A 22,166-nucleotide genomic window follows, 5' to 3' on the forward strand; every position below is an offset into this window, starting at 1 on the left:
CTAAGGTGAGCCATCTTGACCATCCTTGTTACCGGCGCGACCGGCGCTGTCGGTCGTCACCTCGTCACGACCCTGCTCGCCCGCGGCGCCGCCGTACGTGCGCTGACCCGCAAGCCTGATGACGCAGACCTGCCGGCCGGGGTCGAGGTCGTCGCAGGTGACCTGGCCGACGCCACCACGCTCGGGTCGAAGGTGTTCGATGATGTCGATCGTGCCTTCGTCTTCCCCGCCCAGGGCGTCGACGCGTTCGTCACCGCGGCCACCGCCCACGGCGTTCACCGCTTCACCGTGCTGTCCTCCCTGGCTGCCGCGAAGGAGTTCCAGCGCGACCACGGCTCGGCGAGTCAGCTCCACCACACCGCGGTCGAGGCCGCCGTGACCGACCGCACCGATGCCTGGACGATCCTGCGGCCCGGCACCTTCGCCAACAACCTGCTCTCCTGGGCCTGGCAGATCCGCTCCGGCGCACCGATCCGGGCACCATACCTCGCATCGGCACAGGCCCCGATCCACGAGTACGACGTCGCCGAGGCCGCCGCCGAGACCCTGTTCTCCGACAATCATCTGGGTGAGGCGATCCCGCTCACCGGCCCGAAAGCCCTGCCCCGCTCCGAGCAGGTGGCGATCATCGGTGAGACCCTGGGACGGGAAATCCCGCTGGTGGAGATCACGCCCGAGGAGTTCCGCACCGAGACCGCACAGTTCATCCCCGAGCCCGTGATGAAGATGCTGCTCGACTACTGGCACGACACCCTCACCGTCCCGGACGTCCCACGTCCCGTTACCGTAGTGACCGGGCGGCCGGGCCGCGCTCTGGCAGAGTGGGCCGCCGACCACCGAGCCGACTTCGAGGCCGCCTGACGGGACCGGGCAGACGCGATGGTCGGGCAGGAGCCGCCGAAACCGAATCCGCCCGACCATCGTGAGCTGCCAGGACTGAGCCTGTGCGGACCGCGCTGGCCGGTCCCGTCCCCTCGATCGACCTGATCAGGGGACGGAGGGGGTCAGCCAGCGAGGTCGAGGTCGAGGCGGCGGCCCATGTCGATATCGATGGTGCCGTAGAGGTTGGCGTTGGACCAGAACAGGGGCGACAGGCCCCGCTTGTCGGCATCGGTCATCTTCTGCTGCCAGGCGGTGTCCTTGAGGACGGACTGGACGAGCAGGGTGTTGATGAACACCAGCGCGGTCTGACGCTCATGTGGGTGATGACCTCCAGGGTCACGCTCGTCCCGCCGGCCGGGCTCACCCACCCTTCACCACGGCGCTACCCAGGTCCGCTGGGCTTCTGAGCAACTTGTACGCGCGGGCCAGATCGGCGACCCGCTGGAGTTCTGTCAGGTCCAGCTTGGCGGGATAGGAGCCGGGCGCAACGCCTGCGGCCACCTCCCTGGGGATTTTCGTGTAGGTGGGCAGCACGTCGCGCACCTGTTGGGGATCGCTCGCGATCAGGCGCTGCGCCTTGGACAGCGCGCGCTGGAAGGCCGCCAGCGTGTGAGGATTTCGCCGGATCCACTCGTCGGTGGCGGTCATGCCCGCGGTGTACAGGTTCGCGAACTCCCGGGTCATCGCGTCCTCCACGATCCGCGTGTGCTTGGTCTCGCGGCCAACAGTGACGAACGGCTCGGCCAGCAGGGCGGCATCGGCCTGCCCACTGTCCATCGCGTTGAGCATCTCGGGATAGGGCTTCTCGACCAGCACGACGTCCCTCAGCGTCAGCCCAGCCCGCTTCAGCACGGCTGCCAATGCCAAGGGCCCGAGCCCCGCAAGGTTCGTGATCGCGACCTTTTTGCGCTTGAGGTCGGTCGCCGTCCTGATCTTCGACTTGGCGTTCACGACGACCGCGAAACTTCCTGGCGCGGCCTGGTACAGGCTGGAGACGATCTTTAATTCCTTGCCTGCCTTGTTCGCACTGAAGACCGTGGCATAGTCAGTCTGTGTCAGGTCCAGCGCGCCACTTTGGACCAGGGGCACCGCGGCCGCCGCGCCGGTGATGATCCACGTTTTCACCGTCAGCCCTTCCTCCTCGAAGTAGTTCTTGGCCAAGGCCACGAACACGGGCGCCGACTCCACACTCGGCACCACCCCGACCTTGATGGTGGACTGCTCGGGCGGGCTGGACGGGCGGGCGGCGGCGCGCGGCTCCGCGGGCAGTGCCCGTACCCCGACGGTGGCGGCGAGCACGGTGAGGACGACCACCGCGGCGGCGGCGAGCGCCATGAAATTGCGCCGCCTGCGCTGATGGATCTCGATCGCCCTGGCGCCCAGGTCGCGCTCCGGCATGTCGTCCGCGATGCGGCCGAGCTGTTCTCCGAGCCAGGTCATCGGCGTGCCCCCTCATTATGGGCCGGGTCGTCCAGTACGGGCAGCCGCGGCGCCAGCTCAGGCGCCAGCGCACGCAGCCGGGCCAGGGCGTGGTGCGCCTGGCTCTTTACGGTGCCGACGGAGCATCCCAGCAGGTCGGCGACGTCACGTTCTGTCCGGTCCTCGTAGAAGCGCAGGACGAGCACCGCGCGCTGCTTGGGCGTCAGCCGCATGAGCGCCTGGCGCAGGACGATCCGGAGGACGGCGGAGTCCTCGGACGAGTAGGTGCGGTCAGGCGGCTCGGCGCTCGGCACCTCGCCGGAGCCGCGGCGCCGCCGCCACGAGATGTACTGGTTCACCATGGTCTTGCGCGCGTAAGCGTCAAGGTTGTGGATGTGGCGTAATTTCGACCACCGCCCGATCATGCGGACCAGCACACTCTGTAGGAGGTCCTCTGCGAGGTGGACCTCTCCTGTGAGCAGGTATGCCAGGCGCATCAACGGGCGTTGGTGAGCATCCACGAACGCCTGGAAGCTGGCATCGCGATCCAACGTCTCTCCTCATGTCGGTACCCTCCAGACGCCGTGGGCGCGGCAAAAGGTTGGCACTCCTGAGAAGCGGCGTACGGAAGTGACAGGCACACCGCCCTGCGGCAGTTCGCGTATGGGTGCGGTGGTGGCGAGCATGATTGGTGGGATGGAGCGGTAGCGAGAAACAGGTAGGCCGATCGCCTTGACCCGCTCCAGCTTGACGATCTCGGCCAGCGACGTCTCGAGCTGCAGCGGCCCCGGGTCCTCCTTCCACTCCTGCTGGAAGCTACGCCGCCGCCTACCCTCACCGTCCGAGTCCGGATCGGGGACCGCGATGAAGCTCCTCTAACGCGGCCACCGCCGTGGTGGTGGTGAACTTCCGCTCGAACATCGCTTCGGCCGGCCCTCACCAGCCGACCAAAGATCGCTAGAGGCTGCCGAAATCAGGAAGGGTGATCGAACCGTCATCGGCGAGGGGGATCCCGGGGTTGTGCGCGATCTCCCAGGCGTGGCCGTCTGGATCGACGAAGGCGCCGGAGTAGAACCCAATGGCGTTGATGGTCGCGCGCTTGGTGATGGTCCCACCAGCCTGCTCCACTGCCGCGAGCAGAGCATCAACCTCCGCATCGGACCGGACGTTGTGTGCCAGGGCGATCCCGCCGAAACCGCCCGCCGGCCCAGGCTCCAGGCCGCAGTCCTTCGCAAGTTTGTCGCGACCCCACAGGATCAGTCCCAGACCCCCGGCCTGGAAGAAGACGGTCTCCTCGACTTCTTGCCCCCGCCAGCCCAGGGCCTCGTAAAAGCCCTTGGCGCGCGCGAGATCCGAGACCCCCAGCGTGACCAGAGTGATTCGCTGTTCCATGCAATCACGCTACTCCGCGCCGTGGTGGCCAACCGCACCCCTGAACGCGGGCTTTCGCGGCGAATTTCGCGCAAGTTGATCAGCTGTATGAGAAACGCGCTTCTTGAGCTGGAGGGTGGGGCTTGTCGAAGGTCCTTTGCCCGCCAGATCGAGAAGCTGCACGTGGGGTGGTCGTTGTGGTGCGCGTATGCCGTGTGGTATGCGCTGCGGGACTCCCATCCGCGATCGGCGTTGCTGTCGTGGATCTTTCCGCTGGATATGGCGGCAGTCGTGCGCATCACGGGGAACCATACGCGCTCGACATCGCCGGAAGCGCCGTGTTGCCGGCCGTCTCCATCGCTGTCGTATCAGCGCGGGGCCACCTTGCCGAGCACCGGGCGTCCGTCACGCTGGTCACCAGCCTGCTCGCCCCAGGCGATGGGAGACGCTCAACCTTCGTCGCATAGGTCAGCTCAGCAGGGGCATAGCTCGCATGCATAAAAGCGGTTGCCGTGTCGGCGCTCATCCCGAATGATCACGTCCCGTGATAGCCGCTGATGAGAAGCATTCCTCGAACGTTCCCCGCCCATTGGCGCTGGTGACCGGCGTCGGGCGCACCGTCGGCATCGGTGCGGGCATCGCTCGCCAACTGGCCTCTACGGGGTGGAATGTCGCATTCACTTACTGGACTCCCTATGACCAGCGCATGAGCTGGGGCATCGAGCAAGGAGCGACAGACGCCATCGCCAACGCCCTCGCCGAATGCGGCGCCGCCACTGCCGCCATCGAGGCGGATCTCGCCGACCCAGGGAGCCCCGCGCGCATCTTCGACCAAGTTGAACGCCTCCTCGGTGGGATCACGGCCTTGGTGATGTGCCACTGCGAATCGGTCGACTCTGGCCTGCTCGACACCACCGTCGAAAGCTTCGACCGCCACTTCGCGGTCAACGCGCGCGCCACCTGGCTGCTGATCCGCGAGTACGGTCGGCGCTTCAACGGCACACCAGGAACCGGACGAGTCATCAGCCTCACCAGCGACCACACCGTCGGAAACCTCCCCTACGGCGCGAGCAAGGGGGCTCTGGACCGCATCACCCTGGCCGCCGCGCACGAACTCGCTCACCTCGGTGTCACCGCCAACGTCATCAATCCGGGGCCGGTTGACACTGGCTGGATGTCCGACGAAGTGCGAGAGCACGTGCTCCGTCAGACGCCGTCCAGCCGCCTTGGTACGCCGCAAGACACCGCGAACCTTGTGGGCTTCCTATGCTCACTACAGGGTCAATGGATCAACGGGCAATTGCTGATGAGCAACGGTGGCTTCGCCTAGGACGGGGACAGCGGGCCACTCGCCGCCGACCGGCCCCGCCGTACCTGTGCGCCCCATCACATGTGGGCCACGCCGCCGCTACGCCCCATAATGCGAGCGTGAGACTCCGAATCGATCCGGACCGAGACATTCAGACTGGCATCTGCGATTGCTGCCAGACCCCCTTCGAACGCGTGACAGGCTTCATCAACAACGACGACGGGGCTTACGCGATCTACTACGCGTCCTGCTACCACCACGACGGAATCCACGAAGCGTGGGTCGACGTCATCATCGATGACGCCTGGGTGCCTGACGAGCCGGTCAGCCGTCCCGGCCCCAACCGGGTCACGTTCGGATGCCGTATCGGTCCGGTAGAAAACTCGCCCGCGCCAGCCTGCACCTTGGTGACGGGCGCGGCAGTCGCACCCGACGAACCGTACTACGGACGCAAACTGGCCCGAGAGGAAGCCCTCACGCACCCATGGCTCTCCGACTACTGGGAGACCATCGATCACATCTTGGAGAACGACCCCACAGTGGTTCAGCACCTCTACGGCGTGACCCTGAACGATCACGCCGCGGGCGGGTGCGCTCCGACTGCGGGGTGATCGCGGGGGCGAGTGCCAGACGGGAACCGGCACACCACCGGCAAGCAGGTAGCGCTCCTCGTACAGCGGGCTGGTCCGCACCTCGCCGAGGTCCTCCTCGTCGTCGAGGTACGTCATTGCCATGTCGATCTCGAACTCGGCCAGCCGCCGCGCGATCTCCCGGGATGACAGCGAGGTGAGCAGCACCCGGACATGCGGGTAGCGCCCGCAGAACGGCGTGGTCAGCAACGAGGTGGCGGTCAGCGCGGTCGGGATCGCCCCCATCCGCAAGGTGCCCGACAATCCCTCACGCATCCTGGACAGGTCCTGAGCGCAGGGCGTCGGCATCGGCCAGGAGCTGTTCCTGCCATCGCCGGCGCACTGCGTACCCTCACGTCCGAACCCGCCTGAACGTTCCTCAACGTCGCTTGGAGGTCCTTTGCCCGCCACGCTCGCCGGAGATTTCGACTACGACCGCCACGGCCACGGCTACGCCGTGCAGCGCCGTACCGATCCGCGCATCGCCGCCCACGTCCACGCGGCGCTCGGCCAGGCCCGGACCGTCATCAACGTGGGCGCCGGCGCGGGTTCCTACGAGCCGGACGACCGCCACGTCGTGGCGGTCGAGCCCTCGGCGGCGATGCGCGCCCAGCGCCCCCGCCACCTGGCTCCCGCCCTGGACGCCACTGCCGAGCACCTGCCCTTCGACGACGACGCCTTCGACGCAGCCATGGCCACCGTCACCGTCCACCAGTGGAGCGACACCGAACGGGGCCTGCGCGAGCTGCGCCGGGTCAGCCGCGGCCCGGTAGTCATCCTCACCTTCGACGGCGACGCCCTGGACCTGCTCTGGCTCGCCGAGTACGCGCCCGAGCTGATCACCGCCGAACGCCGCCGCTATCCGCCGATCGACCTGATCGCCTCCCACGTCGGCAGCCGTGCCGACGTCCTGCCGATCGCGATCCCGATCGACTGCGTCGACGGCTTCACCGAGGCCTACTACGCCCGTCCGGAACGCTTCCTCGACCCGCAGGTCCGCGCGTCGCAGTCGGCGTGGGGCTTCGTCGACGACGCCGCTGAGGCCCGTGCCGTCGACACGTTGCGGCGCGACCTCGACAGCGGCGTCTGGGACGATCGCTTCGGCCACCTGCGCGAGCAACCCGAGTTCCTCGGCTCGCTCAGGCTCATCGTCGGACAGCCGTGAGCTGAGCCTGCGGCCATCGGCCGTGACTTGCGCCGGCGTCCGCCAGTTACGCGATCACGGCCGAGCCGCCGGCGGGACCAGGCAAGTTCGGTGCGCTGGTAGTGCAGGCGAACATGACGGCGGTCGTGATCGGCCTGCCAGAACTCGACGTCCTGAGCAGTGACGGCGTACAGGGTCCAGGCCGGGGCCGGCGGCGATTCTCGCCTGAGCCTGCTCGAAGGCGACGTCGAGATCGGCCGGGTCATCGAGGATTTCGGACTGGCGGCCGATGAGTGCCTCGGCGCGCGAGCCCGCCGGGCGGGCCAGGAAGTCGGCGGCGCCGGCTGGTGCGGCGGCTCCGCGGATGCGGATCTGACGGCCCAGCTGGGGCCAGTAGCACAAACGGAATCTCTGTCTGATTGTGGCTATGGTGCTGGTCGTTACGCGGGGTTCGTCACATCCAGCACCCCGACCGTCTGGCCCCCGCTCTTCTCGCCTGTGAGGTGGAACCCGAGCTTCCGGTAGAAGCCCTCGGGCCCGTCCTCTCCCGGCTCCCATGTGACATACATCCGCTTGCCGCCACGGCGCCTTACTTCGGCGGCCACTGATTCGACGGCGAAGCGGCCGACACCGCGCCCCTGTGCGTCGGGTGTCACATTGAGACGCCACAAGCCGGACCGGAAGTCGACTCCCTTGCCGTTCCAGTCGATATCGAGGAAGGCCATGAGAAAGCCCACGGCACGGTCACCGTCGAGTATGAGGCGTGGCCAGGCCACATTCGGGTGGACGTAAGCCTCGGCCAGCGACTTCGTCACCGGTGAGACGAAGCGCTCTTGGTCGGGACGGACTTTCACTGCAAGCGCGGTCTCGATGTTGGCAGGCGTGACAGGCACAAGGCGGAGGCTTTCAGTCATGCGAGAACATTAGGGGTTGTCTCGCCGACACCGAACCTTTGCCTTTGGCATCGGCACAGCAGGCAACGCGGGGGGTATCGCCGCTTCGTGAACGTGCCGGACACCCCGGAACCGAGCATCCTCTTCGAGCCCGAACGACCACATCAAGCCCGTCATGTTGACGATCACCCGGTCACGGAGGATGCCCGCGACGCTGACCAGGACGAGATCCAACGCGAAATCGCGCCCGTCCTGCCGGCCGTCGCGGGCCGGCATGTCATCAGATGGGAGCGAAACATGAAGCAGACTCAGACGATTCCGGAGACGTTTCTCGGGGTCGGTTACACAAGAGACCGAGCTGGGCTGCCGCTTGAGGCGGTGCGTGTTCCCGTCCCGCAGCCGGCGGCCGACCAGGTTCTGATCCGCGTCGCCGCCTCGTCGCTCAACCCGCTGGAGTACAAGCTGGCCGACCTCAATTTCATGGGACGGACGCCCCCCGTCGTTCTCGGTCTTGATCTCGCTGGCGTCGTGGTCGCTGTGGGCAATGGTGTGAATGGCGTAGCCGTCGGCGACGCGGTGGCCGCCATGGCCGATCTGAACGGTGATGGCGGCTGGGTCGCAACGGGTGGGAGCGGAGGGGAAGGCGGCTATGCCGTCGCACGCCAATTCCTCACCGTCCCCAAGCCGCCGTCTCTGAGCTTCCGCGATGCGGCGGCGCTTCCCATGTGCTTCCTGTCCGCTTTCGTGGGTCTTTACCGGGCCGTCCAGTCCGGTGACACGATCTATATTCCGGGCGGTGGGGGCGGCGTCGGGCATCTCGCCGTACAAATGGCGGCGCGTGCCCTGGGGGCCGGACTAGTCATCAGCAGCGGCAGCACGCCACAATCGCTGGCGCTGGCCCAGCAGTCCGGCGCCCATCACGTTTTCAATTACAAGCGCGACGACATCGCCGCCGAAATCGCGAAGCTGACCAGCGGGCGGGGCGTTGACCTCGTCTTCGACGCGACGTACAGCGAGCACGGCTTTGTCGAGACCGCGAAGACCGTCCGGCGGGGTGGCAGCTGGATCGTGCTCGGCGTCGGCCCCGGCAAGACGACACGCTTGGCCGAAACGCACAGCCCGGTGGGTGCCATCCTGGCCGAGCGGGGCGCCAAGCAGGTCAACGTCAATCTGCTGCGCTACTTCTCCGAACCCGCCACGCTCGACAGCGAGGCGCATGCCTTTCTCCAGCGCGGGATGGCTCTGGCGATGGAATGGGCGACGCAGGAACTTGTGGTCCCGCACGTCAGCCAGACGATTGACAGCACCGTCGAGGCGATCAATGCGGGACTGCAGTCGCTGAAGGCGGGCCGTGGCGTACCGGGCAAGGTGGCGGTGATCGTGGATCGCGACCTGGCCGCGGGGAAGTGACGGGCGGTCGTCTGTTTCCAAGGTCTGACCTACCCCACCGGACGTGGTCGCCCTCTACCGGCACGGACACACCATCCACCGGCATTCACCGCAGGGTGAGCGGGGTCTCGGAGTCGATGCGGGTCAGCTTCTCCGGGTTGCGGACGTAGTAGAGGCCGGTGATGCGGGCGTCCTCGACACGGATCGCTATGACGCCGTCGATCTCGCCGTCCACGCGTAGGACGAGTGCCGGGTTGCCGTTGACCACGGTGGGGTCACCGGTGAGCACGACTTCCGCCTTGCGGAGGCCGCCGACGATGAAACGGGCCACCTTGTCGCCGCCGGTGATCGGCCGCGGCGCGGCCTGCTTGACGCCGCCGCCGTCGCTCACCAGGACGACCTCAGGGGCGAGCACGTCAAGGAGACCCTGCAGGTCCCCGGCTTCGAGAGCGCGCTGGAACGACTCCAGAGCCGCCCGGGTCTGGCTCGGGGAGACCGCCTCGCGAGGGCGGCGGGCTTCGACGTGCCGGCGGGCGCGGTGCGCGATCTGGCGGACGGCTGCCGGGCTCTTGTCGACGGCGGTCGCGATCTCGTCGTAGCCGACGTCGAAGGCCTCGCGCAGCACGAAGACGGCGCGCTCGGTCGGCGACAGCGTCTCCAGGACGAGCATGAGCGCCATCGACACGCTCTCGGCGAGCTCGACGTCCTCGGCCACGTCCGGCGCGGTGAGCAGCGGCTCGGGCAGCCAGGGGCCGACATACGCCTCCTTGCGGCGCCTCATGGTGCGCAGCCGGTCGAGCGACCGCCGGGTGGCGATCCGGACCAGGTAGGCGCGCTGGTCGCGCACCTGCCCCACGTCGACCTTCGTCCACCGCAGCCAGGTTTCCTGCAGGACGTCCTCGGCGTCGGCCGCCGACCCGAGCATCTCGTACGCGACGGTGAAGAGCAGGTTGCGGTGGGCGACGAACGCCTCGGTGGCGGAGTCCATCCGGCCGCCACCGGCGAGCGGCTCGGCTGTGCCCGTCGTTGGCTCGCTGCGCTCGTTCATACCTGGCTCCTGCCTGTTCACCCTCAGCTCCTGCTCCATGCACAAGGCGCCGGCGCCCACCGCTGTGTGACACCCGTGATCGGTGACACATGTCACATGACCGCACTGTCACAAAGTTCGGGGCGCCGACGCCGAATGGTCGTCAGGACGCCGCGCGAACGATCCGCGCGGCACACAGCTCCGCGAGTGATCGCCTTGGCCCCGTTGCGTGGTGACCGCCGCGCAACCGCCGCCGCAGAAAGAACGGTAAGACATCATGAGCAAGGTCTGGTTCGTGACCGGTTCGTCCCGCGGCCTCGGCCGCAATTTCGTCGAGGCCGCCCTGTCGCGCGGCGACAAGGTGGCCGCGACCGCCCGCAACACCGGAAGCCTCGATGACCTGGTCGCCGCATACGGTGACGCGGTGCTTCCGCTGGAGATGGACGTGACCGACAAGGCCGCCGTCTTCGAGAGCGTGAAGCGGGCCAAGGAACACTTCGGCCGTCTGGACGTCATCGTGAACAACGCCGGCTACGCCCAGGTCGGCGCGATCGAGGAGCTGACCGAGCAGGAACTGCGAGACCAGATGGAGACCAACGTGTTCGGTGCGGTGTGGGTGATCCAGGCCGCGCTGCCCTACCTGCGCGAGCAGGGTGAAGGGCACATCGTCCAGTTGTCCTCGGCGGCCGGGCTCATGGCCATGCCGCTCGGCGGCGCATACCACGCCTCCAAGTGGGCCCTCGAAGGCCTGAATGAATCCCTCGCCCAGGAGGTCGCCGACTTCGGCATCAAGGTGACCGTGGTCGAGCCCGCCGGCTTCGCCACCCGGTCCGGCAAGAACCCCGATCCCCTCAACAACGGCCACCTGGCCGAAACCAACCCGATCTACGACGGCCTCCGCCGGCGCCTCGCCGGGTTCGCGGGAAACAAGCCCGCCGGCGACCCGGCCGCCGCGGCGCAGGCACTCCTCAAGATCGTCGATTCCGACAACCCACCCCTGCGGGTGCTCTTCGGCCAGGGCTTCTACCCGATGCTCCAGCAGGTCTACGCCGACCGGCTCAAGACCTGGGCCGACTGGCAGGACCTTTCGGCGGAGGCTCACGGCAACCTCGATCAAGAAGGTCGGTGACCCCCGGTCTGAGCTTCTTGCGGACGCCCCCGGTTCGGGGTCGCGAGTGCGTGAGCTGTACGGCTGCGCGCCTCCTACTCGCGGATCCCCTGGCGCGACTTCACCAGCTGGGCCCGCAAGCAGTGGATCGGAGGATATGACCAAGCTCACCCTCGCCAATGGCCCGTCGGCTGTCACATTGCCCCGGCCAATGTCGTCTAGGAGGTGAAGTCGAAACGAGGAGGGGGCCCGATGCGCGCGCTGGTGCTGAAACGTCAGTCGTTCCGGTTCGGTCATTGGTCGTTCATGTTCGCCGAAGTGGCAATCTGGTCTTTCGTCGTCCTGGTGGTGACCGGACTGTTCCTCATGGTGTTCTTCGACCCCGACATGTCTCCGGTGCTTTACCAGGGTGTGTACACGCCACTGCGAGGCATTCCGGTCAGCAAGGCATTCGACTCGACGATGCACCTGAGCCTGGAGGTGCGCGGCGGTCTTTTCGTCCGGCAGGTGCATCACTGGGCGGCGCTCGTGTTCGTGGCGGCGGTCGCGCTCCAGCTGTTGCGAGTGTTCCTCACCGGTGCGTTCCGCCGCCCACGCATGCTGCAATGGCTGATCTGGGTGACGCTGCTACCGCTGGGAATGGCCGCCGGGGAGACCGGCAACATCCTGCCCGACGACATGCTTTCCGGCGGGAGCCTGTGGTTGATCCAGTCGGTTCTCCTGTCGATCCCCGTGGTGGGCTCCTACGCGGTGCAGTTGCTTTTCGGCCCGGCGTTTCCCGGGGAAAGCATCATTCCCATCATGCACTGGGCGCACGTGCTGGTGATTCCGGCCGCCGTCGCCGTCCTTCTCGTCGCCCGCGAGTGGCTGGTGCGACGGCACGGACATTCGCGGTTCGCCGCGTCGGTGTCGGGGCGAACGGCCGCACGCCCCCTGATGGCGGGCGCGACGATCGGGGTGCTCGTCATTCTCGGGATGGGCTTTCAGATCGCACCGATCTGGTTGTACGGCCCGGCGGGCCCGGGCCAGATCTCGGCGGGGTCGGTGCCCGACTGGTACATGGGTTTCCTCGACGGCGCTCTGCGGATCATGCCGGGGTGGGAGCTCACCCTCGGGGGATACACGCTCAGCCTCGCGGTCTTGGTTCCCGCGCTGGTCGTGCCCGGCCTCTTCTTCACCGTCCTGGCCGGCTACCCCATGGCGGAGCGCCTCATCGTCCGGCGCCTTGCCCGGTACGACGCGCTCGGCCGGCCCAAGACCAAGAGCCGCATGGCCAACGAGTGGACCGGCCCCGTCGTACTCGACCGGCCGCGCGAGGCGCCGGTGAAAACCGGTATCGCAGCCGCCGGCGTCGTCTTCTACGGACTGCTGTGGGCCGCCGCGGCCAACGACCAACTGGCCCACGAGTTCCAGCTGTCGGTGGAGGCAGTAACGATCTTCTTCAGGTTCGCCGTGGTCATCGGCCCGGTCATCGCCTTCTGGGTGACCCATCGGCTCTGCCTGGGTCTACAACTGCAAGATCGGCACAGCAACGAGCACGGACCGGAGAGCGGAGTGATCGTCCGGAATGCACAGGGCGGGTTCCACGATCGATCCGACCAAGAAGATCACGAGGGGGAGTTGGCCATCACCGCGCCGGCCGACTGATCATTTCAGGCCGCGCAAGGCCGGTACGGGCGACGCGGTGTTGCGGCGCTGCCAGGATTGGCGCATGTCCCGCGATCTTCGGCTGCGAGCCACCTTCGACAAAGCGGCCGCCTTCTATCAAGACGCGCGCCCCGACTACCCGGCCGAGCTGTATTCCGACCTGCTTGCGATCACCGGGGTTACGCCGCCGGCGCACCTGCTCGAAGTCGGATGCGGCCCGGGGAAAGCCACGCTGCCCTTGGCACGGATGGGCTTCCGGATCACCGCGGTCGAACTCGGAGATGCACTGGCGGCGGAGGCACGGCACCGCCTCGCCGAATTCTCCGACGTCTCGGTGATCTCGTCGTCATTCGAAGGCTGGGAGCCGCCGACAGGGGCCCGCTTCGATCTCGCCTACGCGGCCACGGCCTGGAAATGGGTAGATCCGGAGGTCAAGTACGCGAAAGCAGCCAAGCTGCTCGCCCCAGGCGGCCACTTGGCCGTATGGAACGCCGACCACGCAATGCCGGCAGGCTTCGACCCCTTCTTCACCGAGATCCAAAAGGTCTATGAAGAGATCGGCGAAGGCCATGACGGCCCGTGGCCCCCACCGCCGCCCGAGGACCAGCCTGACCCCATGGCCGCCGAGTTCGAAGCCTCCGGACACTTCACGGTCGTCGGTACGAAGCTCTACGTATGGGCCCTGCGCTACACGGCAGACGAATACATCGCCCTGCTGGACACGTTCTCCGGCCACATCGCCATGGAGCCGGCCAAGCGCGAACACCTCTACCAGGAGATACGCCGCCGCCTCGCCGCGCGCCCGGGCGGACGACTCACCCGCCACTGGTCGGCCGTACTCACCATCGGCCGACGCCTGTGACGTTGAGGTAAGGGCCGCGGCTGCATGCAAAATCGGACCTCCATCGCAGACCGAAATCGGCCCTGTCCCTCAATCCAATCCGCCAGCAGCGCGATGGCATCCGCGCGGGCCGTCTGCGCCACGGCACCTCGCTTCCCTCCTCGCGCCGGCTCGCCACCGAGCTCGGCGTCTCCCGGGGCGTCGTGGTCGAGGCCTACGACCAGCTCGTCGCCGAGGGGTACCTCACCAGCACGCCCGGCTCCTACACACGGGTGGCCGCCGTAGACGGGCAGGCCGCCGCCGTACCCCCGCCGCCGCAAACCGCCCGCCCGCACATCGACTTCGGGTACGGCCGCATCGACCCGGCCAGCTTCCCTCGCGCGGCCTGGTTGCGCTCGCTGAGGCGGGTGCTGACCGACGCGCCGCACAGCCGGCTCAACTACCTCGACGGGTACGGTCTGCCCGAGCTGCGCACGGCTCTGGCCGACTACCTCAACCGCGTCCGCGGCACTTCCGCCGACCCCTCGCAGGTGCTCATCACCAGCGGCTACGGGCAGGCGGCCGCACTGATCACCGGCGTACTGGCCGGCCGCGGCGCGCGCCGGGTCGCCGTGGAGGACCCGTCGGCCGACGACGTCCGGCTGCTCGCGCACCTGCACGGGCTGGACGTCGTTCCCCTGCCGGTGACCGGCGAGGGCATCGAGCCGGCCGCGCTGGAGCGCGCGGATGCCGATCTGGTCGTCCTCACCCCTTCGCACCAGTGGCCCCTCGGCGGCGTGCTGCCGGCCAGGGCACGGACGGAGGTGGTTCGGTGGGCCCTGGCCCGCGGCGCGGTCGTCGTGGAGGACGGCTACGACGCCGAATACCGCTATGACCGCGCCCCCATCGGAGCCATGCAGGGCCTCGCGCCCGACGTGGTGCTCTACGCGGGCTCACTCAGCAAGATCCTCGCTCCTGGGCTCCGCCTGGGCTGGCTCGTGGTGCCGGCGCACCTGGCCGGCGCGGTCGCCGAGGCCAAGCTGCTGGCCGATCGCGGCTCGCCGGCCATCGAACAGCTCGCCTTCGCCGACTTCCTCGTACGCGGCGAGCTCGACCGCCACCTGCGCCGGATGCGCCCCGTCTACCGGCGCCGCCGCGACGTCCTGCTCGCCCGGCTCGCCGTGTCTCTGCCCGGCTTCGAACCCACCGGGGTGGCGGCCGGGCTACATGTCGTGGTCTGGCTACCGGACGGTATGCGGGAGGACGACGTGGTGGCGGCGGTCGCCGCGCCCGGCGTCCGCGTCGCCGGCGTCGGGCCGTACCGGCTGGCCGGGCCGGGGCGGCAGGGGCTGATCCTCGGCTACGGGGGCCTGGCCGAGGGCGGGATCGCCGAAGGCGTGGCGGCGCTGGCGGCCGCGGTACGCACCCTCCGCGAACGGCCATCGGCCGGGTTGTGTACCCCGTGAGAAGGTTGTCCGTCAACAGCGGACGATGAAGGGAAAGGGGGAGCACCCGCTCCTTTCCACTCTCAACGTATAGCGCACCGGGGGGCTTGCGGCAAGACCCCGGTCATGCCGCAGAATCGTCGGCCGAGGCCAGAACCTGCGGAAATGGAGTACGCGAAGTGCGTGTGTTGTTGTCGACGTATGGGTCGCGCGGGGACGTCGAACCGCTCGTGGCACTCGCGGTGCGGTTGCGGGAACTCGGTGCGGAGGTGCGGGTGTGCGCGCCGCCGGACGAGGACTTCGCGCAGCGGCTGGCCGGTGTCGGCGTGGCGATGGTGCCCGTCGGCCAGTCGGCGCGCGCGCTGACGACCGGGGCGCCGCCGTCGCCGGCGGACCTGCCCCGGCGCGCGGCCGAGTTGATCGCCAGCCAGTTCGACGCGGTCACCGCGGCGGCCGAGGGATGTGACGTGCTGGTGGCGACCGGCATGATGCCGGCCGCGGCCGGCGCGCGGTCGGTGGCCGAGAAACTGGGCATCCGCTCCGTGTCCGTGACCTTCCAGCAGCTCACCCTGCCGTCGCCGCACCACCCGCCGCTGGCGTACCCGGGCCGGCCGTTCCCGCCGGAGGTGACCGGCAACCGGGCGCTGTGGGACCTGGACGCCCAGAGCATCAACGCGCTGTTCGGTGAGGCGCTCAACACCAACCGGACGTCGAACGGACTGCCACCGGTGGACAACGTCCGCGACTACGTCATCGGCGACCAGCCGTGGCTGGCGTCGGACCCGACCCTGGACCCGTGGCAGGAGACGCCGGACCTCGACGTCGTACAGACCGGCGCGTGGATCCTGCCCGACGGTCGCCCGCTCCCGGCCGAGTTGGTGGCGTTCCTGGACGCCGGCGCACCACCGGTGTACGTGGGCTTCGGCAGCATGCCCATGCGCGCATCGACGGACGCCGCCCAGGTGGCCATCGAGGCGATCCGCGCGCAGGGCCGCCGCGCACTCGTCGGGCGCGGCTGGGCCGACCTGGCTCTGATCGACGGCCGGGACGACTGCTTCGTCGTCGGCGAGGTCAACCATCAGGCACTGTTCGGCCGGGTGGCCGCTGTCGTGCACCATGGTGGCGCGGGCACGACGTCGACGGCCGCCCGGGCCGGCGCGCCTCAGGTGGTGGTACCCCAGGCGGCGGACCAGCCGTACTGGGCCGGCCGGGTGGCCGAGCTGGGCATCGGCGCGGCACACGACGGTCCGGCTCCGACCTTCGAGTCCTTGTCGGCCGCGCTCAAGACGGCCCTGGCCCCCGAGGCCGGCGCACGAGCGATGGCAGTGGCCGGCACGATCCGCACCGACGGGGCGGCGGTGGCCGCGAAACTGCTGCTCGACGCGATCAGCCGGGAAAGGCCGCCAGTGTCCGCGTGAACCACGCGGGATCGTCGATGTCAGGACCCAGAACACGAGAACGTGCAAACGCTGGCGACCTGAACCGGCAACGGCCACGGTGTCCACGTCAGGCGGAGCGTTTGCTCGTCATGGCCACCGGGTCCGTCACGCCGGTCCAGACGCCTTGCTGCGCGTAATGGTCGCAAGCGACCTCAGATCGGAGCTAAAGACGTGAACCCACTGACTACCAGCGCGTTTGACCTTCCCGACAACCTCGCCCCCAAGGCCGACCCGACGCTGATCGCCGGCGATGAGCAGCACTTCGCGGCCATCGCGGCGAGCCTTGAGCAGTCGATCGCCGAGCTGTCCGACCGCCTCGATGCCGAGCGGAAGGCGCCCGGCGGCAAAGGCCGGCAGGCGCTGGACCGGGACATGGAGATCCACCGGCTGACGGCTCGCCTGCGCGCACTGCGTCGCTTCGGTTTGGACCTGTGCCTCGGACACATGGTCAGCGCGGACAACCCCGAGCCCGTGTACGTCGGACGACTCGGCCTTACGGACAGCGCGGGTCGTCGGCTGCTGCTCGACTGGCGCTCCCCCGCGGCTGAGCCGTTCTTCGGAGCCACCCACGCCAACCCGATGGGTCTGGCAAGCCGCCGCCGGTATCGCTGGACCCGCGGCCGGATCAGCGACTACTGGGACGAGGTGTTCACCGCTGACGGATTCGAAGGGCACGCCGCGCTCGACGACCAGTCCGCCTTCATCGCCAGCCTGGGCAGCAACCGGTCGGCACGGATGCGAGACGTGCTCGGCACCATCCAGGCCGACCAGGACGCCATCATCCGCGCGGGATCGCAGGGCGCTCTCGTCGTCGACGGCGGTCCGGGTACGGGGAAGACCGTCGTCGCTCTGCACCGCTCCGCCTACCTCCTCTACTCCGACCCCCGCCTCGGTCACCGCCGGGGCGGCGTGCTGTTCGTCGGCCCGCACCAGCCGTACCTGGCCTACGTCTCCGACGTCCTCCCCAGCCTCGGGGAGGAGGGCGTGCAGACCTGCACCCTGCGGGACCTCGTCGCCGAGGGAGCCGCGGCAGCGATCGAGACCGACCCGGACGTGGCCTGCCTGAAGTCGTCCGCGAACCTGGTCAAGGCGATCGAGCCGGCCGTCAGGTTCTACGAGAACCCGCCCACCAAGGGGATGACGGTCACGACCCACTGGTCCGACATCTGGCTGAGCCCCGACGATTGGGCCGAGGCGTTCGAAGCAGCAGAACCCGGTACTCCGCACAACGAGGCGCGCGACCAGATCTGGGAGGAGTTGCTCACGATCCTGGCGGACAAACACGACGATGACGACATCTCGGCTGACCTGCTCCGCAAGTCGCTGCTGCAGAACAGGGAACTGCTCACGACCTTCAACCGCGCGTGGCCGCTGCTCGAAGCGACTGACCTCGTCGGAGACCTGTGGTCGGTGCCCGCCTACCTGCGGATGTGCGCTCCCTGGCTCAGCCCCGACGACGTTCGGAAGCTGCAGCGCGGGGACGCCCAGGCCTGGACGGTGTCCGACCTGCCGCTGCTGGACGCGGCACGGCAGCGGCTCGGCGACCCGGAGGCGTCGCGGCGCAAGCGTCGGCATGACGCCTCTGTCGCCGCCGAACGCGAGCGCATGGCCAGGGTCGTCGACGACCTGCTTGAGGCCGATGACGACGGTGAAGGTGCGGTGACGATGCTGCGCGGACGGGACATACAGGATGCCCTGGTCGACGAGAGCGCATCGCCCAGCACCGAACCGGACCGGCTCGCCGGCCCGTTCGCGCACATCGTCGTGGACGAGGCTCAGGAACTCACCGACGCGGAGTGGCAGATGTTGCTGCTCCGGTGCCCGTCCCGGAGCTTCACCATCGTCGGGGATCGTGCCCAGGCCAGGCACGGGTTCACGGAGTCGTGGCAGGAACGGCTGGAGCGGGTCGGGCTCGACCGGATCAACCTGGCCTCCCTGACCGTCAACTACCGGACGCCGGAAGCGATCATGACGGAAGCCGAGCCGGTCATCCGGGCCGTGCTCCCGGACGCCAACGTGCCGACCTCCATCCGCAGCAGCGACATCCCCGTCGTACACGGATCCGTTTCGGATCTGAGCTCGATCCTCGACACCTGGCTCGCCGCACATGCCGAAGGGATCGCCTGCGTCATCGGCGATCCCACGTTCCGGGCGACGTCCCGCGTCCGGTCGCTGACCCCGGAGCTGTCGAAGGGGCTCGAGTTCGACCTGGTCGTCCTCATCGACCCAGAGGGGTTCGGCGAGGGCATCGAAGGAGCAGTCGACCGCTATGTCGCGATGACCCGAGCGACCCAGCAACTCGTCATTCTCACGAGCTCCTGACGTCGGCCGGACGAACGCCCGCTCCCGGCCGAGTCGGTGGCGTTCCTGGGCGTCGGCAGCAGCGTCTGGTAGGACGTCGCCCGGGTGGCGATCGAGGCGACGACCGCAGCCTGACGTGCGGTGCTAAACAGAGACACTGTGAGAGAGACAGCAATGGACCAAGGCACCCGCGGCGAGCTCATCAGTCGGCTGGCCGAGGCGATCAGGTCCGTCACGACCGCGCACCCGCTGCGGGTCGCCATCGACGGGCCACCCGCCGCCGGCAAGACCACGCTGGCCGACGAGCTCGCCGTCGTCCTGCGCGCGCAGGACCGCGACGTCATCCGCGCGACCATCGACGACTTCCTCTTCCCCCGTGCACAGCGCTACCGACGCGGCCAGTACTCGGCCGAAGGCTGCTACTTCGACGCTCACGACCACGCCGCGCTGTGCCGGGTCCTGCTCGATCCGCTGGGCCCAGGCGGAGACCGAAGGTTCCAACACGCGGTCTACGACAGAGACACCGACACCCCATCGTCCCCGCCGGCCACGACCGCCCCCGTAGACGCCGTACTGCTCTTCGACGGCGTCTTCCTCCTGCGCCCAGAACTCATCGACCGGTGGGACCTGCGCATCTTCGTGTCCGTCCCATTCGAGCAGACGGTAGATCGCGCCCTGGACCGAGGCACAGCGCTGACCGGATCCACCGCCGACACCGCCGAAATCGAACGGTCCTGGCGCGACCGCTATATCCCCTCCCAACAGCTCTACTTCGCCACAGCCCGCCCAACCGACCACGCCGACATCATCGTGTACAACGATCAGCTCCAACGGCCGACCTGGGAAGTGCGACCACACTCATCGATACACAGGATTTGACAATTGCTCGAGTTCGAGCTCCTCCAGGCCGGAGAGGTTCACATGCACGGCCGGGATTCGTGGGCTCTAACCGGTGTGCCAGAGCGCCCCGTGGTAGTGATTCCTCGAGCGGATCCAACCCAGCGCGTAGATCTCGTGACCAGTGGCCACCAGGTCTGTGACGTGCGGCATCGCACCCTTGTCAACAGGCAGGCGCTCCGCGGTCCAGTGCCCGCCGCTGAGGTGCCAGAGCGTTGAAGGGCAGTAATAACAGTGAGGCATCGCCGCCCAGAGCCCGCCGTTCCCGTCCGGCACTGCGTCCGTGAACTCATCCGTGAAGTTCTCCCGGTGGAAGGGGCCCCACGTACAGGTCCAGGTACCGTGTGCGTGGCGCAGCGCCACCAGCCGTCCGGCATCGGTGTCCTCGTCCTCGTCCAGGTAGTGGGTGCCGAACGCCGCCGTCCCGAGCACCCACGTCTCGTCCTCGCCGACGACCGCGACGGCCTGTGGATGGAAGGCGCCGCCTTGGACGTCGTGGATGGCCTCCTTCGCCTCGATCTGCAGCGCGAACTCCACCACTTGCGACACGCCGTCGCGCAGCCGCACGGCCTTGGGTCCTTTTGCGGGCACCGCCCAGGTTTCTTCGTTCGGGCCGAACAACCGGTATTCGGCGAAGAAATCCCCGCCAACCTGGTCGTCGGCGGGCAGATCCAGCCGCTTCCAGCTCGCGCCGTCCCAGTGGATGGCGGTGGCGCCGTAGCTGACCCAGCCGCCGTGCGCGCCGGCAGGGCCGTCCTCGATCCTGGGGCCCGGTACGGTCAGCGCCAGTTCCCGCCACCCGTCGCCCTCGCGCACGCCCCCCTTCCATGTCCCCGCCCCCGGCTCGACCGCCCAGATCCTGCCGTCGGGGCTCGTCGCCAGGGCCTTGACGACCTTCACTCCGGGCGGCATCGCCACCCGCTCCCAGCGGCCGCCCTTCCATCGCACCGGTGTCTTGGGGTCCTCCCCTGCGTCGTACAGCGCCCACAACGCCCCGTCCGAGGCCACAGCGCCGCCATGCAGGCCGAAGGTGTCGCTCTCGTCGGTTACTGAGAGTAGCTTCCAGCTCGGCCGGACGGCGTCCACCCGGAACCCGTCAGCAGCGCGGGCCGGCTCGGGGCAGTCCTTCCGGGAGACGATCATCGCCTCGGCACTCCTACCAGCAGGCGAGAGCACGGGCGCGACAGCCTTGGTGGACGTGCCTGACGGATCGCCCACCCCTGACGTGCACCCTGCTGAGACCAGCGCGAGCGCCACTCCCGCCATTGCGCCCGGCCACCTCATGAAGCCCCCACCCTCGTTCACCTCCCGGTCTGAGGAGACTATCCAGTACGGCTGTTGAAAGATCACGATCTCATGGTGGTGAGGTGCGTTCGGCGGCGCGAAAGCGTTCTTCGAGAGCCGACAGCCAGCCACGTTGACGGGGTGATGACCGGCTATCCGGGGGCTGGGACGCTCTTCCCGCGAAGGGCTTCATCGTTTATCGTCGATTAACGATGAATGAGCAGAAAGGTCCTCTGCCCCGTGCGGAGGCCGAGGAGTACGCGAGCTGGTTCAAGGCGCTGGCCGACGCCACTCGGATCCAGATCGTGTCGCTGCTGGCGCGGCAGCGGGCACCGATGAGCGTGGGCGAGATCGTGGCGGCCGCGGGGGTAGGGCAGTCCACCGTCTCGCATCACCTGAAGATCCTGGCCGAGGTGCGGTTCGTGCTGGTCGAGCGGCAGGGGACCTCCAGCCTGTACCGGATCAATGAGAACTGCGTGAGCTGTTTCCCGACCGCTGCCGATGTGGTCATGGGCAACCCCGCCCCCGGCGCGTCCAGCTGTGAGTGAAGGAGTGTCGTCATGGCGCATGACGAGATCATCGACCACTACTCCGGGCTGGCCCGGGCCGCGGCGGCCGGGCCAGGCGTGGAGATTCGGCGGATGCGAGAGACCGACGCCGAACAGGTGCTGGCCATCTACCAGGCCGGGCTGGACACCGGCCAGGCCAGCTTCGAAACGACCGCCCCGAGCTGGGAGGACTTCGCCTCCGCCAAGCTGCCGCACCTGTCCTATGTCGCCGCTGACACCACGACCGGCCAGGTCCTCGGCTGGGTGGCCGCCTCGCGGGTATCGGCGCGGCCGGTCTACGCGGGTGTGGTCGAGCACAGCATCTACGTTCATCCTGGTTGCCAGGCGCAGGGTATCGGCCGCGCGTTGCTGGAGGCGTTCATCGCCGCCGGCGAGGACTCCGGGGTTTGGACGATCCAGTCCGGCATCTTCAGCGAGAACGCCGCCAGCCTGGCCCTGCACCAGGCGGCAGGCTTCCGCGTGCTCGGCACCCGTGAGCGCATCGGCTGTCACTATGGTGTCTGGCGAGACGTGCTGATGATCGAACGCCGCAGCGCCGTGGCTGGGACCTAATCGTCGCTCAGGCCCGGCACGGGGAACATCCAACGGCCGGC

The 22,166-nt window shown here is 68.4% G+C and carries 22 protein-coding genes and 1 pseudogene; 14 read left to right on the forward strand and 9 right to left on the reverse strand.

The features are described 5' to 3' along the window. Positions 1 to 15: 15 nt before the first annotated feature. Entirely contained in the window at positions 16 to 861 is an 846-nt protein-coding gene (locus ACQPWU_RS03460) for an SDR family oxidoreductase (protein ID WP_433436865.1), read from the forward strand. Positions 862 to 1,004: 143 nt separating this feature from the next. On the opposite strand, the gene ACQPWU_RS03465 is transcribed toward ACQPWU_RS03460, so the two are convergent. The 4 genes from ACQPWU_RS03465 to ACQPWU_RS03480 all read right to left on the reverse strand — a co-directional run bounded on the left by ACQPWU_RS03465 (position 1,005) and on the right by ACQPWU_RS03480 (position 3,693). After that, positions 1,005 to 1,178, reverse strand: a complete 174-nt coding sequence (locus ACQPWU_RS03465) for a Tn3 family transposase (protein WP_433436866.1) — start codon at positions 1,176 to 1,178, stop codon at positions 1,005 to 1,007. Positions 1,179 to 1,242: 64 nt separating this feature from the next. Next, positions 1,243 to 2,322: an ABC transporter substrate-binding protein gene (locus ACQPWU_RS03470; RefSeq protein WP_433436867.1), complete on the reverse strand. Its 1,080-nt coding sequence runs from the start codon at positions 2,320 to 2,322 to the stop codon at positions 1,243 to 1,245. Continuing rightward, a complete protein-coding gene (locus ACQPWU_RS03475; RefSeq protein ID WP_433436868.1) occupies positions 2,319 to 2,852 on the reverse strand; it encodes a SigE family RNA polymerase sigma factor in 534 nt (177 codons plus the stop codon). Before ACQPWU_RS03475 ends, ACQPWU_RS03470 begins: the two co-directional genes overlap by 4 nt. Positions 2,853 to 3,258: 406 nt before the next feature. Further along, on the reverse strand, positions 3,259 to 3,693 hold the full coding sequence (locus tag ACQPWU_RS03480; protein WP_433436869.1) for a VOC family protein: 435 nt from the start codon (positions 3,691 to 3,693) through the stop codon (positions 3,259 to 3,261). Positions 3,694 to 3,780: 87 nt separating this feature from the next. On the opposite strand from ACQPWU_RS03480, the gene ACQPWU_RS03485 reads away from it, so the two are divergent. Both ACQPWU_RS03485 and ACQPWU_RS03490 read left to right on the forward strand, forming a co-directional pair. Beyond that, complete coding sequence (locus ACQPWU_RS03485; RefSeq protein WP_433445149.1) at positions 3,781 to 4,173, forward strand: phosphatase PAP2 family protein; 393 nt, start codon at positions 3,781 to 3,783, stop codon at positions 4,171 to 4,173. An 88-nt stretch (positions 4,174 to 4,261) separates the two neighbouring features. Further along, entirely contained in the window at positions 4,262 to 5,002 is a 741-nt protein-coding gene (locus tag ACQPWU_RS03490; RefSeq protein ID WP_433436870.1) for an SDR family oxidoreductase, read from the forward strand. A 56-nt stretch (positions 5,003 to 5,058) separates the two neighbouring features. Here ACQPWU_RS03490 and ACQPWU_RS03495 read toward each other — a convergent pair whose 3' ends face one another. After that, complete coding sequence (locus ACQPWU_RS03495) at positions 5,059 to 5,886, reverse strand: LysR family transcriptional regulator substrate-binding protein (protein ID WP_433436871.1); 828 nt, start codon at positions 5,884 to 5,886, stop codon at positions 5,059 to 5,061. Between the two features lie 124 nt (positions 5,887 to 6,010). Here ACQPWU_RS03495 and ACQPWU_RS03500 point away from each other — a divergent pair, with 124 nt between their 5' ends. Further along, positions 6,011 to 6,775 (forward strand): methyltransferase domain-containing protein, encoded by a 765-nt coding sequence (locus ACQPWU_RS03500; RefSeq protein WP_433436872.1) that lies wholly within the window; start codon positions 6,011 to 6,013, stop codon positions 6,773 to 6,775. Positions 6,776 to 6,849: 74 nt separating this feature from the next. Here ACQPWU_RS03500 and ACQPWU_RS03505 read toward each other — a convergent pair. Beyond that, positions 6,850 to 7,020: pseudogene (locus tag ACQPWU_RS03505) on the reverse strand (pyridoxine 5'-phosphate oxidase C-terminal domain-containing protein); the annotation flags it as partial. A 174-nt stretch (positions 7,021 to 7,194) separates the two neighbouring features. Continuing rightward, entirely contained in the window at positions 7,195 to 7,668 is a 474-nt protein-coding gene (locus ACQPWU_RS03510; protein ID WP_433436873.1) for a GNAT family N-acetyltransferase, read from the reverse strand. An 87-nt stretch (positions 7,669 to 7,755) separates the two neighbouring features. Here ACQPWU_RS03510 and ACQPWU_RS03515 point away from each other — a divergent pair, with 87 nt between their 5' ends. After that, positions 7,756 to 9,057 carry a quinone oxidoreductase family protein gene (locus tag ACQPWU_RS03515; protein WP_433436874.1) on the forward strand — a complete coding sequence of 434 codons (1,302 nt, stop codon included), beginning with the start codon at positions 7,756 to 7,758 and terminating at the stop codon, positions 9,055 to 9,057. An 85-nt stretch (positions 9,058 to 9,142) separates the two neighbouring features. Here the strand turns inward: ACQPWU_RS03515 and ACQPWU_RS03520 are convergent, their stop codons facing one another. Next, positions 9,143 to 10,084: an RNA polymerase sigma-70 factor gene (locus ACQPWU_RS03520; protein ID WP_433436875.1), complete on the reverse strand. Its 942-nt coding sequence runs from the start codon at positions 10,082 to 10,084 to the stop codon at positions 9,143 to 9,145. 256 nt (positions 10,085 to 10,340) lie between these two features. On the opposite strand from ACQPWU_RS03520, the gene ACQPWU_RS03525 reads away from it, so the two are divergent. The 7 genes from ACQPWU_RS03525 (at position 10,341) to ACQPWU_RS03555 (ending at position 19,702) form a co-directional block, all read left to right on the forward strand. Continuing rightward, positions 10,341 to 11,192, forward strand: a complete 852-nt coding sequence (locus tag ACQPWU_RS03525; protein ID WP_433436876.1) for an SDR family NAD(P)-dependent oxidoreductase — start codon at positions 10,341 to 10,343, stop codon at positions 11,190 to 11,192. A gap of 231 nt (positions 11,193 to 11,423) precedes the next feature. Next, positions 11,424 to 12,818 carry a cytochrome b gene (locus tag ACQPWU_RS03530; protein ID WP_433436877.1) on the forward strand — a complete coding sequence of 465 codons (1,395 nt, stop codon included), beginning with the start codon at positions 11,424 to 11,426 and terminating at the stop codon, positions 12,816 to 12,818. 64 nt (positions 12,819 to 12,882) lie between these two features. Then, positions 12,883 to 13,680 carry a class I SAM-dependent methyltransferase gene (locus ACQPWU_RS03535; RefSeq protein ID WP_433436878.1) on the forward strand — a complete coding sequence of 266 codons (798 nt, stop codon included), beginning with the start codon at positions 12,883 to 12,885 and terminating at the stop codon, positions 13,678 to 13,680. Between the two features lie 98 nt (positions 13,681 to 13,778). Continuing rightward, a complete protein-coding gene (locus ACQPWU_RS03540; RefSeq protein WP_433445150.1) occupies positions 13,779 to 15,104 on the forward strand; it encodes a PLP-dependent aminotransferase family protein in 1,326 nt (441 codons plus the stop codon). Between the two features lie 158 nt (positions 15,105 to 15,262). Then, complete coding sequence (locus tag ACQPWU_RS03545) at positions 15,263 to 16,501, forward strand: glycosyltransferase (RefSeq protein ID WP_433436879.1); 1,239 nt, start codon at positions 15,263 to 15,265, stop codon at positions 16,499 to 16,501. Between the two features lie 192 nt (positions 16,502 to 16,693). Beyond that, entirely contained in the window at positions 16,694 to 18,844 is a 2,151-nt protein-coding gene (gene helR / locus ACQPWU_RS03550) for an RNA polymerase recycling motor ATPase HelR (protein WP_433436880.1), read from the forward strand. A 153-nt stretch (positions 18,845 to 18,997) separates the two neighbouring features. Then, on the forward strand, positions 18,998 to 19,702 hold the full coding sequence (locus ACQPWU_RS03555; protein WP_433436881.1) for a cytidylate kinase family protein: 705 nt from the start codon (positions 18,998 to 19,000) through the stop codon (positions 19,700 to 19,702). A gap of 66 nt (positions 19,703 to 19,768) precedes the next feature. Here the strand turns inward: ACQPWU_RS03555 and ACQPWU_RS03560 are convergent, their stop codons facing one another. After that, positions 19,769 to 20,863 (reverse strand): hypothetical protein, encoded by a 1,095-nt coding sequence (locus tag ACQPWU_RS03560; RefSeq protein ID WP_433436882.1) that lies wholly within the window; start codon positions 20,861 to 20,863, stop codon positions 19,769 to 19,771. Positions 20,864 to 21,216: 353 nt separating this feature from the next. Between ACQPWU_RS03560 and ACQPWU_RS03565 the strand changes: the two genes are divergently transcribed. Together ACQPWU_RS03565 and ACQPWU_RS03570 are read left to right on the forward strand one after the other, a co-directional pair. Continuing rightward, positions 21,217 to 21,552 carry an ArsR/SmtB family transcription factor gene (locus ACQPWU_RS03565; protein WP_433436883.1) on the forward strand — a complete coding sequence of 112 codons (336 nt, stop codon included), beginning with the start codon at positions 21,217 to 21,219 and terminating at the stop codon, positions 21,550 to 21,552. 12 nt (positions 21,553 to 21,564) lie between these two features. Beyond that, on the forward strand, positions 21,565 to 22,125 hold the full coding sequence (locus ACQPWU_RS03570) for an N-acetyltransferase family protein (RefSeq protein WP_433436884.1): 561 nt from the start codon (positions 21,565 to 21,567) through the stop codon (positions 22,123 to 22,125). Positions 22,126 to 22,166: the final 41 nt, after the last annotated feature.

This window comes from Nonomuraea sp. CA-141351, assembly GCF_050944675.1.
In the GTDB taxonomy this organism is placed as follows: Bacteria; Actinomycetota; Actinomycetes; order Streptosporangiales; family Streptosporangiaceae; genus Nonomuraea.

Bases quoted from the DNA above. Each gene is read 5' to 3' on its own strand.
- ACQPWU_RS03470 (WP_433436867.1), bottom strand. From the start codon at position 2,322: ATGACCTGGCTCGGAGAACAGCTCGGCCGCATCGCGGACGACATGCCG.
- ACQPWU_RS03520 (WP_433436875.1), bottom strand. From the start codon at position 10,084: ATGAACGAGCGCAGCGAGCCAACGACGGGCACAGCCGAGCCGCTCGCC.
- ACQPWU_RS03480 (WP_433436869.1), bottom strand. From the start codon at position 3,693: ATGGAACAGCGAATCACTCTGGTCACGCTGGGGGTCTCGGATCTCGCG.
- ACQPWU_RS03555 (WP_433436881.1), top strand. From the start codon at position 18,998: ATGGACCAAGGCACCCGCGGCGAGCTCATCAGTCGGCTGGCCGAGGCG.
- ACQPWU_RS03530 (WP_433436877.1), top strand. From the start codon at position 11,424: ATGCGCGCGCTGGTGCTGAAACGTCAGTCGTTCCGGTTCGGTCATTGG.
- ACQPWU_RS03525 (WP_433436876.1), top strand. From the start codon at position 10,341: ATGAGCAAGGTCTGGTTCGTGACCGGTTCGTCCCGCGGCCTCGGCCGC.
- ACQPWU_RS03535 (WP_433436878.1), top strand. From the start codon at position 12,883: ATGTCCCGCGATCTTCGGCTGCGAGCCACCTTCGACAAAGCGGCCGCC.
- ACQPWU_RS03565 (WP_433436883.1), top strand. From the start codon at position 21,217: ATGAATGAGCAGAAAGGTCCTCTGCCCCGTGCGGAGGCCGAGGAGTAC.
- ACQPWU_RS03560 (WP_433436882.1), bottom strand. From the start codon at position 20,863: ATGATCGTCTCCCGGAAGGACTGCCCCGAGCCGGCCCGCGCTGCTGAC.
- ACQPWU_RS03495 (WP_433436871.1), bottom strand. From the start codon at position 5,886: ATGCGTGAGGGATTGTCGGGCACCTTGCGGATGGGGGCGATCCCGACC.
- ACQPWU_RS03485 (WP_433445149.1), top strand. From the start codon at position 3,781: ATGAGAAACGCGCTTCTTGAGCTGGAGGGTGGGGCTTGTCGAAGGTCC.
- ACQPWU_RS03570 (WP_433436884.1), top strand. From the start codon at position 21,565: ATGGCGCATGACGAGATCATCGACCACTACTCCGGGCTGGCCCGGGCC.
- ACQPWU_RS03510 (WP_433436873.1), bottom strand. From the start codon at position 7,668: ATGACTGAAAGCCTCCGCCTTGTGCCTGTCACGCCTGCCAACATCGAG.